Genomic DNA, 12380 nt, shown 5'->3' on the forward strand with positions numbered 1-12380 from the left:
ATTCCCCGGAGCGCCTCTGTGCACTGGGTGAGCGTCTATCCGGAGACAAGCGCTCAGCTCATGCACAAAGGCCGGCGGCAGGCGCGCAGTACGGCGGCTTTGTGCTCCGGGTGAGTGCCTGGCGGCCGGTAGTTGCTCAGGTCGTGCACAAAGCGGGGTGCGCTCGACCTGACCCCTCCGGCAACAAGCAGGGCCAGGATGAAGGGCCGTACGGCGTACTGCTCGCGGATCGGCATCACCAACGAGAGCGGCGATCACCTCGGCGGTGTGGTCAAGCCGAGCTTCCAGGGGCTGACCCGATCTTCGACGACCCACCACCACGCTTCAACCAGTACTACGGCCTCGGCGACCTCATCTGGCGGTGAGTTTGGTGAAGTGGACTCGTTCGAAGCCGTGGAAGGCCTCTCGGTGGGTTTCTGTGTAGCCGTGATGGGGGTAGTAGGTGAGGTTTTCGGTCATGGCGACGTTCGTGTAGAGGGTGATCTGGTGGTGGCCGCGGGAGTGGGCCTCGGTGTCGACGAAAGCCAGTAGTGCGGAGCCGACTCCTGTGCCCTGTGCGGTGGGGGAGACGGCGATGACGTCCAGGAGGAGCGCGTCGGGCTGGTCTTCCAGCAGGACGAAGCCGATCACCGTACTGCGATCATCCGCGACCCAGACTTTGCCGGAGTCGATCGCGGCTGCGTAGTCGACCGTCATCGGGAAAGGCGGGCGGCCGATTCGGGGGATGTAGAGCTCGAAGGCCGCCTGGGCGATCGCGGTGACGGGGGTGGCGTCGGCGGGGGTGGCGGGCCGGATCTTCAGCATGGCGGTGAGCTTAGGAGACTTCGTCCAGGCGATGGGGTAAGAAAGCGCTCTCTTACCCGCGGGTCACGGTGGAAAATGTTTTAGTAGAGAGGTTGCTTAACTATTCGCGGCCTGCCTATGGTGATCCGGCTCGTTGTCCCTCGAACCGCCCGTTGGGGAGAACCATGTCGGTGAAACGTCGGAGCCTTGCGTTGCTGGTGGCAGCTGCGGTGACAGTCCCTCTGGGGCTTTCCGCGGTGCCTGCCGAGGCCCACAGTCAGAAGCGTGTTGTCGGTTACTACACCCAGTGGAGCGGTTACGACCGCAACTTCCTGGTGAGTGACCTGGTCAAGAACGGTACGGCCGCCAAACTCACCCAGCTGAACTATGCGTTCGGCTTCCTGGATCCTGCGGGCAACTGCGTCTCCAGCGACCCGTGGGCCGACTACCAGCGGCCGTTCACCGCCGAGCAGAGCGTCAGCGGCAAGGCCGACGAGGCCGGGCAGGCGTTGTCCGGCAACCTGAACCAGCTGAAGCAGCTGAAGCAGAAGTTCCCGAAGCTCCGGATCAGCATCTCGCTCGGCGGCTGGACCGGGTCGAAGTACTTCTCCGACGCCGCGCTCACCCCGGTCTCCCGGGCCGCGAGTGTGAAGTCCTGCCTGGACATGTGGCTGAAGGGCAACCTGCCGGGCGCACCGGCCGGTGCCGTGAAGGGGGTCTTCGACGGCGTCGACCTCGACTGGGAATGGCCGGCCAGCGAGGGCAACCCGGGCAACGTGATCCGTCCCGAGGACAAGGCGAACTTCGCCGCCCTGGTGCACGAGTACCGCAAGCAGCTGGACAAGGCGTCCTGGCCGTTCCGCGGCCGGTACAACCTGAGCGCGTTCCTGCCGGCGAACCCGACGATGATCGACAAGGGCTTCGACGTACCGAAGGTCTTCAAGGACCTGACCTTCGGTACGACGCAGGGCTACGACTACCACGGCACGTGGGAGCCACTGACGAACCAGCAGTCCGCGATCGACGGTCCGGCGGCTGACCCGACCACACCGGAGTTCAGCTCTCAGGTGACGATCGACTCGTACCTGTCCCGGGGCGCGCCGCGGAACAAGCTGGTGATGGGCGTGCCGTTCTACTCGCACGGCTGGACCGGCGTCACGAACGAGAATCATGGTCTGTTCCAGCCCGCGACCGGCGCCGCGCCGGCGACGTTCGAGGCCGGTACGGAGGACTACCGCTACCTCAAGGCCAAGCTGTCCACCTTCAACGTGTACCGCGACAACAAGGCCGGCTTCGCCTGGCTCTTCGACGGCACCACCTTCTGGACCTGGGACGACCCGATCGAGATGAAGCGCAAGGCCCAGTACATCTCCAACCGCAACCTCGGCGGCGCGATGATCTGGTCCCTCGACGGCGACACCCCGACCGGCGAACTCATCTCAGCCCTGCACCGCAACCTCCGCTGACCTCCGCGAGCGAGATCCTCGCCTGGGTCACCGCCAACTACACCGCTCAAACCGTCGGCAGCAGCATCGTCTACAACCTCACCAGCTGATCAACCGCGGTCCGACCGGAACGCACCAGCGGGCCCGCCTGAAGAGGCGGGCCCGCTGGTGGTGTCAGGATCAGTTGGACTCGTGCAGGTCGGTGCCGAGGCCGTGAACGGCGGGGATGGAGCCGAGCTTTCCAGCCTGGAAGTCCTCGAAGGCCTGGACCACCTCGGCGCGGGTGTTCATCACGAACGGTCCGGCCATCGCGATCGGCTCGCGGATCGGGCGGCCGCCCAGGACGAGTACGTCGAGGTTGGGCTCGGCCTGGGGCTGCGACGTTGCTGCCGCAGTACGGATCGTGTCGCCGGGGCCGAAGAGTGCCAGCTGACCCTTGCGGATCGGGCGGTGCTCGGCGCCGACCGTGCCCTGCCCGGCCAGTACGTAGACGAGCGCGTTGTAGTCCGGCTGCCAGGGCAGTACCAGCTCGGCGCCGGGGCTGACCGTGGCGTGCACCAACGTGATCGGCGTGTGGGTCGACCCGGGACCGTCATGCCCGTCGACCGAGCCTGCGATCACCCGGATCAGCGCGCCGCCGTCGGGCGTGGAGAGCAGCGCCGAGTCGCCACCGCGGATGTCCTGGTAGCGCGGGGCCGCCCACTTCTGCGCCTTCGGCAGGTTCACCCAGAGCTGGATGCCGTGGAACAGACCGCCGCTCAGCACCAGGTGCTCCGGCGGAGTCTCGATATGCAGCAATCCACTTCCGGCTGTCATCCACTGGGTGTCGCCGTTGGAGATGACGCCGCCGCCACCCTGCGAGTCCTGGTGCTCCATGATCCCGTCGAGCATGTACGTGACGGTCTCGAATCCACGGTGCGGGTGCCACGGCGTCCCCTTCGGCTCACCCGGCGCGTACTCCACCTCGCCCATCTGGTCCATATGGATGAACGGATCCAGGTCGCTCAGGTCGACGCCCGCGAACGCCCGGCGTACCGGGAAGCCCTCGCCCTCGTACCCGCTCGGCGCGGAGGTCACCGACCGAACCGCACGCTCCTTGGCCACGGCACGATCCGGCTGGTGGACACGCGGCAGCACGGTGATGTCAGAAACGGTCACGGCGGGCATGACGAACTCCTCGCTCTTGGTAGTTCAACAATAAACTACCTGCCTCAACCGTGGCAACCCCGCAGTCATTCCCGTACTGGTCGCCAATGCCGCTCCCGCGCCTCAGGCCCACTCGCCCTGGTCCCCAGCCCTACGTCGCGGTTCGCGACGCATCGCTCTGATCCAACGGGCAAGAGCTCGTCCAGCCCATCGACTTCGGTGCATCGGCGGTTACTGAGAGTTAAAAGAATTACCGCAATTCGCGGCTTTCCGTTGGAAAAGTACCTCCGGGTGAGGCTGGCATGGAAAATCGCTTGTTGCGACCGATAGGCAACGCGCGGTGATATCAAGAGCCGCGCAAAAATGCCGACTCTATAGTCCTGTCGACCTGGCTTGTCTAGGGTTCACTCTCCTGAATCGCCATTAATAAAAGTCGTTCGAAAGCGGTAACGCAACGCGGTTCACAGCGATATAGGTCGTGTGTGTCGCGAGTATTTCGCAGGCACCTCGCAAGGGGGGAAATAAAATGGAATCCGAAGTAAATGCATCCTCTTTTCCGGCAGATGAAGGTCAGCCGGTGATGCCGTTCTACATGGTGTGCGATGTCTCGTACTCGATGAAGGACGAGATGAAGGCGTTGAACGAGTCTCTGACCAGGCTGCGTGCTGAGATCATCCGGAAGCCGGCGGTCGACGATGTCGCCCGGCTGGCTGTGATCACCTTTTCGGACACGGCTGAAGTCCTGCTGCCGCTAGGACAACTGAGCGACACGGTGATGCCGCATCTCGAGGCGAAGGGCCGGTACGCAGTACGGTCCGGCCTTCCGAGCGGTGCGGCAGGCGATCGAGGCGGACCGGGACAAACTCAAGGCGGACGGCCTGAAGGTCTTCCGGCCATGCGTATTCTTCCTCACCGATGGCGAGCCGAACGACGGTGACTGGAACCAGGTGTTCAAGGATACCTTGACCTATGACGCGGCGACTGGTACTGGGATGCGCTCGTACCCGATATTCGTGCCGTTTGGTTTTCGCCAGGCCCAAGAAGAAGTGATGAAGAAACTCGCCTATCCGCGCGACCGTGGAAAGTGGTTTCTGGCCACCCGAACCGACCCCGAGAGCGCCGTCCGGGGAATTCTGGATCTCGTGCGTCGCACGGTGATGGTGAGCAGTCAGCAGGTCGGCACCGGAAAGGCGGCCAATGGTATCGCCGATCCTGAGCCGGGCAGCGGCATCGTCAGCGGCGAGTCAGAATACATCTGATGGGGGCGGTGGACGGGGCGACCCACCGCGTCGAATCATTCGTCATCGGTAACCCGGGACGGGCCGTCCTGGAGTTGGCCGACGGACCTCCGGCGGTGCCGATAGGGCGCGCAGACGTAGAACTCAGCGCGGTGTCGCTGGAGGGGCTGATCCTCCGCGCGGCGACCGTTCGCGGAGTGTCGCACCGCGAGGACCTAGAGCCACGACAGGATGCCTTCGCGCTGGCTTACGGCGAGGTCACGCAAGGCGGTCTTGTAGCAGTCGTCTGTGACGGCGTCGGCCAGTATGCGGCCTCGTTCCGAGCAGCCGACCTCGCAGCACAGCAGATTGCGGAGCTCGGCAGTAGTGGACTGGACTGGGCAACAGTGTTTCGCTCCGTCAACCAGAGTCTGCTGGACGAACTGAAAGCGGTCCGAGCAGCGGCGGACGACGAGTCGGCCGGGCTGGCTACAACGGCGGTTGCTGTACGGATCACACCCGCCGACCAGGGGTGGAACGTCTCGATGGCGTGGGCTGGAGATTCCACCGGATGGTTGCTCGACAGCCTCGGCCAGTGGAGTTGTCTCACCCGTGTGGTGGACGGACGTGACGACGACCTGTACAGCTCCTCGGCCGTCCGGGCGCTCCCGTCCGGACACGGCGCAGTCCAGACCGACGAGTTCTCGATCACCACCGGAGCAGTGTTTCTGGTCAGCGACGGTGTGGGTAATCCCTTGGCCGGCAGCGGCGAGGTGCGGGAGCAACTGGGGACCTGGTGGGCAGCTGCGCCGGATCCGTACACCTTCGCCGCACAGGTGGACTTCGCCCGCCGCGGCCACACCGACGACCGCACTGCCGTCGGCATCTGGCTGAGCGAGATCGGTGGCGCGGAATGATCGTTTCCCGCAACAAGCTCGGTCAGCTCGCTCTTATCGCGCAGGGCACGTTCGGCAAGGTCTTCCGAGTCCTGCACTTCACGTTGGACGGCGGCCGGACACCGCTGGCCTACAAGGAGTTCCTGCCCACTACCGGTTCCGAGGCCGTCGATGCGGCGCAGACTGCCGTGACGTTCAGAGCCGGCCTTTCCGCCTCTGACCAAGGCGATCTGGACAGATACGCAGCTTGGCCGCGGGCTCTGGTTGAGGACGGCCCGGGCCAGATCGTCGGCTTCCTGATGCCGCTGCTGGTGAACGACTTCTTCATCTCGTTGCCGGACCCACCGTCAACCGAAGTTCGCGATCTCAACTGGCTGATCGCGACGCCTGACCAGCTACGTGCGAACAAGGTCGAGCAGGACATCGATCATGTCGAGCGGCTGCTCCTGCTGGCCCAACTCTGTTACGCGATCGGCCGGCTGCACAAGCATGGCTGGGTCTACGGCGATCTCAGTTACATGAACGCGGCGTTCGCGCTCGACCCGCCGCGGCTCATGCTGCTCGACTGTGATGGTTCGGCGCGGCTCACCGATCCGAACCGCCAGCAGGGAACCACACCCTACTGGGAGGTGCCGGAGCTCGAGGGCAGTCCACCGGTCCAGACCCTGCAGGACTGCCAGACCGATGTCTTCAAGCTCGCCCTCGCGACATTGCGTGGTCTCACCCCCGGGCGGATGGTCTCGACAGCTCGCAACGTCAAACGACTCGACGGCATACTGCCGCCGAACGGGATCGAGCTGGTACGCCGGGCGTTGTCGCCGAACCGAAGTGAGCGGCCGACAGCCAAGGAACTGTTCGTCTATCTCGCGGACACCGTCACAGTTCTGACCAGTCCGCCGGAGATCGACGTGGCGCGAGTCGTGAACCCGGTCTGCTTCAGCGGTCAGGACGTGGTGCTGGCCTGGAAGATCCGCAGCGCGACAGAGATCGTCGTACGGGCGCTCGGCCGGCCTGAGGTCAGGCTCGATCCTGGCGCCTATCCGGACGGCTACGTGTTCAAGGCTCCGCATTCCACCGAAGTCGTGGTCGAGGCCGGCAACCGGTACGGCACCGCCCGGGCCGAGCTGGGCCTGGTCATGGTCTTCGACCTTCCGGAGGTGAAGGTCGCGCTCCCTGGTGTATCGACACCGTCGATGGCAGCCGCCGGAGCGCACCTGGCCGAGATGTCGGAACCGATCGCCCGATCCGAGTTCCCTCGGCCGGTCGTACCGGCTCTTCCCCGGCACGACCTCGAAGCGCCGTTGCGCGAAGTACTGGCCGCATCGGGAATCGGGCAGTTGCAATCGACCGCTGGTAACGGCCTGGATCAGGCGCATCGAGCAGTCGCTCGCTCCGCGTCCCAGGTCGGACGTCAGGTCACGGAGTCCGCGGATGAGCTCCGGGAACTGCTGGGAAAGGCGCTCGAGAGTGCGCTTCGGGAGAAGCTGCCTTCCGCGCTGAAGGAAGCGGACCGATGATCCTGGGCCAGGAGGTGATTCCGGAGCCTGCCGAGGGCGACGGCGTGAGTGGACTACTGATCATCTGTGTCGATTCGGCTCTCGGGGCGAAAGGGAGGGCGGTCTGCGACACCGCGGCCCAGCGCCTGCACGCCGAGCCCATCCTGGGCGGATATACCGAGGTGTGCGGCGTGGTCCTCCCGCGGACCGACGACGAATTGCTGACGGAGACCAGGCTGCTGCTGGCCGACGTCGTCGCTGGCGTGACTCCCGGAGCCGAGTTGTACTTCTGCGGCGTCCTGGTGGTCGCCAAGCTGCCCGACGACAGCCGATCGGTCGGCGAGGTGGTCGACGAGGCCGAGAGATCGGGCGTTTCGGTCAGGCTTCGGGAGGTCTTACGGTCCGGGGAGAAGCCTAGCCGCGCTGAATTCGAGCAGGCTGTGGTCGACGAGGTCCAGGCGGCTGCGCAGCAGTTGTTCGAGGACGGGGCACGCGAACCCGGCCGAGGGGCAACCCTCGCCCAGCTGAAGGCTTGGTCGAAAGCTCTGGCCCCCGCGCCGGCTGTCGCACAGCGCAAGAGCCGGCTGACGAACGGAAGGTCTGTCGAGTCCGAAGAAGCTGCGAGCATCGAGGACGAGCAGCCTGAGGACCAGTTGCCTGAGGACGAGTCGCCTGAGGACGAGTCGCCTGAGGACGAGTCGACTGAGGACGAGCAACTTGAGTACGAGCAGTCTGAGGATGGGATCCAGCAGGAGGTGGAGTCCGGGCGCAGATTTCGCTGGCCCTCGCAGTGGCGTCGGAAGTCCAAGCTCAAGTCCGCCGAGCAGGTACCTCCTTTTCCGGCAGAAGCACGGCGTGCATATCTGCTCCTGCTGGCCGACGGTACGACGACGCCGACTGCGTGGCATCGATGTCGCTCAATCGCTCGCAGCCTCGACGAAGCCATTGCCAGCGCGGGGCGGGAGCAGACCAGCAGTTACAAGGTCCGGGTGTTGGCCGGTGGCGATTCGGTTGTCGCGCAGTCGCCGCTGCGCCCCGCCGGAGAAGCCGATCGACGTGGGCTCAAGTCACCGGCCTCTTCCTACATCGATCTCGCCCGAGTCATCTCCGACGCCGAGATCACGCTTCAGAGAGACTCGGACACCCTGGGCGGTGCACGACCGGATGACGTACTGGCGTTCGTGGTGCTGGCTGCGACGACTCCGTTGCTCGACACCACCGGCGTGGCGGCGGTAGGCCGCCTGTGTCAACGCGCCCGAGTGATCTGGCTGGTTCAGGACCAGCGGGCCGAAACCATGCTGGGGAAGTTGCGCGATAGCGGAGTGATCTTGCTGCGGGACCATCCCGAGATCGTCACTGAGCTCGTCCGGGTCCTTTTCGCAGCGCAGGACGAGCCAAGGATGGTGGAGCCGTCAGCAGGTCGGCCAGAGATTCCGAACAGCAGTGAACAGGTCGTCGGCGCCGAGCCGGCTGCCGATCGAAGTACGGGGGACGAACAATGAGTTTGATGGATCGGCTGGCCGTGCTGGGCGGTGCCAATCTCGGGGTCCTGAAGAAGGTTCCGCTGGCCCAGCAGCGCTTCGTGGGGATGGGGCTGGTCTTCCTCAGTACCGCGTCACTCGCGGGACTGTCGATGTGGTTCGCCCTGTCCTCGGGGGTGAAGGTGCCTAAGCTGGCGGCCGTCCCGATTGCGCTGTTCTGGGCCGCGGTCGTGCTGGGGCTCGACCGCTTCTTGACCATGCAGATGGCATCAGCGTCCACGCTTTGGGCCAAGCTCTGGATGGCGGTCCCGCGACTGGTGATCGCCGCGGTGATCGGCGTCGTCGTGTCCCAGCCGCTGGTGTTGCGGATCTTCAGCGACGACATCTCGGCCAGCGTCCAGCGGCAGATCACCGCCACGTCCGGGACGAACAAGGCCACGCTGGCGGGCACGACCGAGCAGAAGACCGTCGTGGCGCTGACGGCCGAGATCGCGGCTCTGGAGAAGCAAGCGCGCGGCGAGGTTCCCGTGCAGCCGACGGCCGCTGTGGCGCGAGCCCGGTCTCGGGTCGCCGACCTCACTCAGCGCCGGGACACTCAGCAGGTCATCGCCGGCGAGGCGGCCAAACTGTTCATCTGTGAGCTCTACGGCGGGAACCGGGCGACTCTCAAGGATCCCAGCAAGTGCAGCCCCAAGCCTGGACGCAACGGTCCGTATCAGCAGATCGCTGCGGACAACAAAGCCCAGAACGATCTATTGGCACGGCTCAACGCCGACCTGGCCGCAGCGCAGAGGTCCCTAACTGTCGCGGAGACGAACGCCACTACCACCGATCGAAAGGCGATCGACGCGATCATTGCGAGCGCCAACAGCGCACTGCCCGGCAAACGGGCCGATCTGAAGGTCGCCGAGGCGGCACTTGCTCTGCGAACCAAAGAGCTGATCGAGAGCGGTGCCAGGGAGACCGGATTGCTGGCACAGTTGCGAGGTCTGCATACGCTCGGGCAAGAGAACTCGACGATGCGGTACGCGCACTACGCAGTCGCGCTGCTGTTCATCATGATCGAGTTGCTGCCAGTGATCGCGAAGCTCATCAGCAGCGCGGGACCGCTCAGCGCCTATGACCAGATCGTCCGGCTGATCGACGAAGAGGCGACGGACAAGGCCCAGATCCGGCGGCTCCAGCAACGCGCCATCGAACAGGGTAAGTCCGACAACGTCCAACTGGCCGAGCAGGACATGCGTGAGCACGAGTTGGAGGTGGCCAAGGCCAGCAATGTCCAGGTCGCGCGACAGATGCAGAACGTCATGAACGCCGCACTGAAGGCTTGGGGCGACGAGGTGGCGGGGCGGATCCGTACCTTCGGGCGGTCCAGCGCGGCCAATGGTGCCGCATCGGTCAATGGTGCGGGTTCGACGAACGGCGTCGGCTCGCCTACCGCCACGGCGGCAGGTTCCCCGCGCACCAGTAGCTGGTTCGGGCAGAAAGGTGTCCCAGGCCATGGCTCACCCAAGCCTGGCATGACCCACGGTGGTGGCGCGGGGTTTATCAAGCTCGGCTACGAGGTCCCTGACCGTGACCTGCTCTAGCCGCGGCCCTGGAGTCAACAGCCAAGGAGCCCAGTGATGCAGGCAGTCTTCTCGCTCTACGCCGCCGTCGTCCGGATGATCTTCCGTGTCTCGATGTCGCTGGGCCGGTCCCTGTCGACCGGGCTGATGAGCTCGTCGCTACGCCGGCGCCACGCGATGCCTGCTGTCGGTCAGCTCGACTACCGAGGGCTCCACCAGGGACGCCGCCCGCCGCCGCAGCTACTCGGGCAGGGATTTCCGATCGGCCGGTTCGTGTCCGCCGACCTACGGATCCGTGGATCGGTGGCGATTCCCGAGGAACAGATGCGGCTCAACGCCTGTGTAATCGGACCTCCGGGTGCGGGCAAGACCCGATCGGTCGTCGTTCCGTGGATCGTCGCCGCCGCAAGGTTGGGGTACAGCGTGGTCACGATCGACGTCAAGGGGGATCTGCTGGATCTGGTCCGCACCGAGGTGGCCCGGCAGGGCGCTTCGCTCGGGGTCCGGGCGAGGAGTCTGGACTACACCCGCCCGCAGCGTTCGCTCCGCTGGAACTGGCTGGAGACGATCGACTCCGACCGGGCGGTGGACAATGCCGTGCAGTCCATCATCGGTCGCCATCCGCCGCAGCACGGCGACCCGTACTTCTTCTTGCTTGACAGTCAGATCATGCGTGGCCTGCTGGAGTTGGTGATGGCCTCGTCGCGCAAACAAACGGTGACCGCCCAAAGCCTGATGAGCCTGCTGAGGGACCAGGCTGCGCTGGATCGGGCGCTCCGCAAGTACCCGCAGAGTCCAGCGGGCGCGCGCTTGCAGGACCTGACGTTGCTTTCGCAGGACGATTACTCGAAGCGGGTGACAGGTGTGCTGGTCCGTCTCGACGCCCTGGCGCGACAGACAGTTCAGGACGTCACGACGAATTCCAACTTCGCCACGGCGGACGTACTGCGTGAGCAGCAGATAGTCTCCGTCGTCGCGCCGCTGGCCGACGGGCAAATGGCTCAGACCCTGTCGAGCCTGTTCGTGAACGACCTCCTCTTCCGGGTCTACGACCGCTTCACCGGCTTCCACGGGCCTCGAGTGTTGCTCGTCCTTGACGAGGCGGCACAGTTGGCAGACCGCATCGACTACCGCAACCTGCTCAGCGTCGCTCGCTCCGCGGGGATGGCCGTGGTCTTGGCGTTGCAGGACGTTGCGCAGTTCGCCGACCCGAACGACCGCTCCGTTGCGCTAGGCAACTGCGGCACCTATGTGAGCTTCTCCGGAGTGTCACAGGAATCGGCGAAGTTCCTGTCGGAACGACTCGGTCAGCACGTGGTGCCGTCGACCTCGGTCGGTCAGGCGCCGACCGGCTACGGCTACCAGACGACGACCTCCACGACGACGGTCACAGTACCGGTCCTCGGACAGCGTGAGTTGATGACCATTCCGGTCGGGCGCCGACCAGCCACGGTTCACGTCAAGCCGTTGCTCGACTCGCCCTTCCTCGTAGAGTTGGAGTGACCAGCGATGCCACGAGACGATCCAAGGACCGGCGGCGATCGAGGGCGGGAGAACGCACGAGAGCGGCGTGAACGAGATCAACGGGACCGAGACAGGGCAAAAGCCCTTCGTGCGGACGAGCGCAAGTACGGTGGGCACGCCTTCAGCCGGCACGTCGATGTCGGTCCGGCAGACACCGCGCGGCGCGCTCAGGAATCACTGAGGTCCGCGGACGGCCGGGGCGACCATCGGCGCTCGGATTCCACCCGCTGGATCGATGACGTGTCGCTGGCACGAGCTGTCGACGGGGTCGAGCGGACCGAGGCATACCGGCTGCAGCGAGCGGCCAAGGAGGCCGAGTTGCGGCGTGGAGCCCCTCCGGAGGCCGTCCGTCTCAAGGTCCGGGCTCCGATCCAAGACGCGTTCGATGGAGAGTGGCGTCAGAAGGTCGCCGGTCACGCACCGGACACTGCAGGGGTGCGGCCGACCCGATTCACCACACAGACCGAGGTAGTGGCGATCTGGCAGGCCAGGCCAGGCGGCGGCTGGAGGCTGCACACATGCTATCCCGATCCGATGACAGGAGTTGGAGGATGATCAGCGAAGGATTGCAGGACTTCCTGACCTCGTACTGCGGGGCAGACGAGGACATGGCTGAAACCCGTCGCATCATGCAGGGGGAGGCCGGCGCATACTTCGCGCCCTGGCTCAAGCCAGAGCTGGACGCCGCGATCGCTGACCAATCGGTGTCCCCCGAGCAGGCGCGGTACCTGATGTCTCGTCGCTTCGGCAACGCCGAGGAGGTCGCCGAATGGCTTGCCGGATTAAGGCGTGAATGGTTCGGCTGATCGTGATGTTCGAGCCTC

Annotated in this window: 12 protein-coding genes; 9 read left to right on the forward strand and 3 right to left on the reverse strand. The window is 65.2% G+C overall.

The window, feature by feature from the left end; all coding sequences use genetic code 11:
* Positions 1-110 precede the first annotated feature (110 nt).
* Entirely contained in the window at positions 111-365 is a 255-nt protein-coding gene (locus tag F1D05_RS26255) for a hypothetical protein (RefSeq protein WP_185443153.1), read from the forward strand.
* Here the strand turns inward: F1D05_RS26255 and F1D05_RS26260 are convergent.
* Positions 352-804 (reverse strand): GNAT family N-acetyltransferase, encoded by a 453-nt coding sequence (locus tag F1D05_RS26260; protein ID WP_185443154.1) that lies wholly within the window; start codon positions 802-804, stop codon positions 352-354. The two genes, F1D05_RS26255 and F1D05_RS26260, sit on opposite strands and share 14 nt — an antisense overlap.
* A gap of 164 nt (positions 805-968) precedes the next feature.
* Between F1D05_RS26260 and F1D05_RS26265 the strand changes: the two genes are divergently transcribed.
* Positions 969-2249, forward strand: coding sequence for a glycoside hydrolase family 18 protein (locus tag F1D05_RS26265; RefSeq protein WP_185443155.1), 1281 nt, complete (start codon positions 969-971; stop codon positions 2247-2249).
* Between the two features lie 159 nt (positions 2250-2408).
* Here the strand turns inward: F1D05_RS26265 and F1D05_RS26270 are convergent, their stop codons facing one another.
* Positions 2409-3395, reverse strand: coding sequence for a pirin family protein (locus tag F1D05_RS26270; protein WP_185443156.1), 987 nt, complete (start codon positions 3393-3395; stop codon positions 2409-2411).
* Between the two features lie 567 nt (positions 3396-3962).
* Positions 3963-4106 (reverse strand): hypothetical protein, encoded by a 144-nt coding sequence (locus F1D05_RS26275; RefSeq protein WP_185443157.1) that lies wholly within the window; start codon positions 4104-4106, stop codon positions 3963-3965.
* Between the two features lie 98 nt (positions 4107-4204).
* Here F1D05_RS26275 and F1D05_RS26280 point away from each other — a divergent pair, with 98 nt between their 5' ends.
* The 7 genes from F1D05_RS26280 (at position 4205) to F1D05_RS26310 (ending at position 12362) form a co-directional block, all read left to right on the forward strand.
* Entirely contained in the window at positions 4205-4633 is a 429-nt protein-coding gene (locus F1D05_RS26280) for a hypothetical protein (protein WP_185443158.1), read from the forward strand.
* A complete protein-coding gene (locus F1D05_RS26285; RefSeq protein ID WP_185443159.1) occupies positions 4633-5508 on the forward strand; it encodes a protein phosphatase 2C domain-containing protein in 876 nt (291 codons plus the stop codon). The genes F1D05_RS26280 and F1D05_RS26285 overlap by 1 nt, the downstream gene beginning before the upstream one ends.
* Complete coding sequence (locus F1D05_RS26290; RefSeq protein ID WP_185443160.1) at positions 5505-7004, forward strand: hypothetical protein; 1500 nt, start codon at positions 5505-5507, stop codon at positions 7002-7004. The genes F1D05_RS26285 and F1D05_RS26290 overlap by 4 nt, the downstream gene beginning before the upstream one ends.
* Positions 7001-8485, forward strand: a complete 1485-nt coding sequence (locus F1D05_RS26295) for a hypothetical protein (RefSeq protein WP_185443161.1) — start codon at positions 7001-7003, stop codon at positions 8483-8485. Before F1D05_RS26290 ends, F1D05_RS26295 begins: the two co-directional genes overlap by 4 nt.
* 5 nt (positions 8486-8490) lie before the next feature.
* Positions 8491-10053 carry a DUF4407 domain-containing protein gene (locus F1D05_RS26300; RefSeq protein WP_185443162.1) on the forward strand — a complete coding sequence of 521 codons (1563 nt, stop codon included), beginning with the start codon at positions 8491-8493 and terminating at the stop codon, positions 10051-10053.
* Positions 10054-10089: 36 nt separating this feature from the next.
* A complete protein-coding gene (locus tag F1D05_RS26305; RefSeq protein WP_185443163.1) occupies positions 10090-11535 on the forward strand; it encodes a type IV secretory system conjugative DNA transfer family protein in 1446 nt (481 codons plus the stop codon).
* Positions 11536-12107: 572 nt separating this feature from the next.
* Positions 12108-12362, forward strand: coding sequence for a hypothetical protein (locus F1D05_RS26310; protein ID WP_185443164.1), 255 nt, complete (start codon positions 12108-12110; stop codon positions 12360-12362).
* Positions 12363-12380 lie beyond the last annotated feature (18 nt).

Source organism: Kribbella qitaiheensis, assembly GCF_014217565.1.
In the GTDB taxonomy this organism is placed as follows: Bacteria; Actinomycetota; Actinomycetes; order Propionibacteriales; family Kribbellaceae; genus Kribbella; species Kribbella qitaiheensis_A.

What these genes read in the sequence shown, in the direction of transcription:
- F1D05_RS26300 (WP_185443162.1), top strand. Translation starts at nt 8,491, where the DNA reads ATGGATCGGCTGGCCGTGCTGGGCGGTGCCAATCTCGGGGTCCTGAAG.
- F1D05_RS26295 (WP_185443161.1), top strand. Translation starts at nt 7,001, where the DNA reads ATGATCCTGGGCCAGGAGGTGATTCCGGAGCCTGCCGAGGGCGACGGC.
- F1D05_RS26310 (WP_185443164.1), top strand. Translation starts at nt 12,108, where the DNA reads ATGATCAGCGAAGGATTGCAGGACTTCCTGACCTCGTACTGCGGGGCA.
- F1D05_RS26285 (WP_185443159.1), top strand. Translation starts at nt 4,633, where the DNA reads ATGGGGGCGGTGGACGGGGCGACCCACCGCGTCGAATCATTCGTCATC.
- F1D05_RS26270 (WP_185443156.1), bottom strand. Translation starts at nt 3,395, where the DNA reads ATGCCCGCCGTGACCGTTTCTGACATCACCGTGCTGCCGCGTGTCCAC.
- F1D05_RS26260 (WP_185443154.1), bottom strand. Translation starts at nt 804, where the DNA reads ATGCTGAAGATCCGGCCCGCCACCCCCGCCGACGCCACCCCCGTCACC.
- F1D05_RS26290 (WP_185443160.1), top strand. Translation starts at nt 5,505, where the DNA reads ATGATCGTTTCCCGCAACAAGCTCGGTCAGCTCGCTCTTATCGCGCAG.
- F1D05_RS26265 (WP_185443155.1), top strand. Translation starts at nt 969, where the DNA reads ATGTCGGTGAAACGTCGGAGCCTTGCGTTGCTGGTGGCAGCTGCGGTG.
- F1D05_RS26305 (WP_185443163.1), top strand. Translation starts at nt 10,090, where the DNA reads ATGCAGGCAGTCTTCTCGCTCTACGCCGCCGTCGTCCGGATGATCTTC.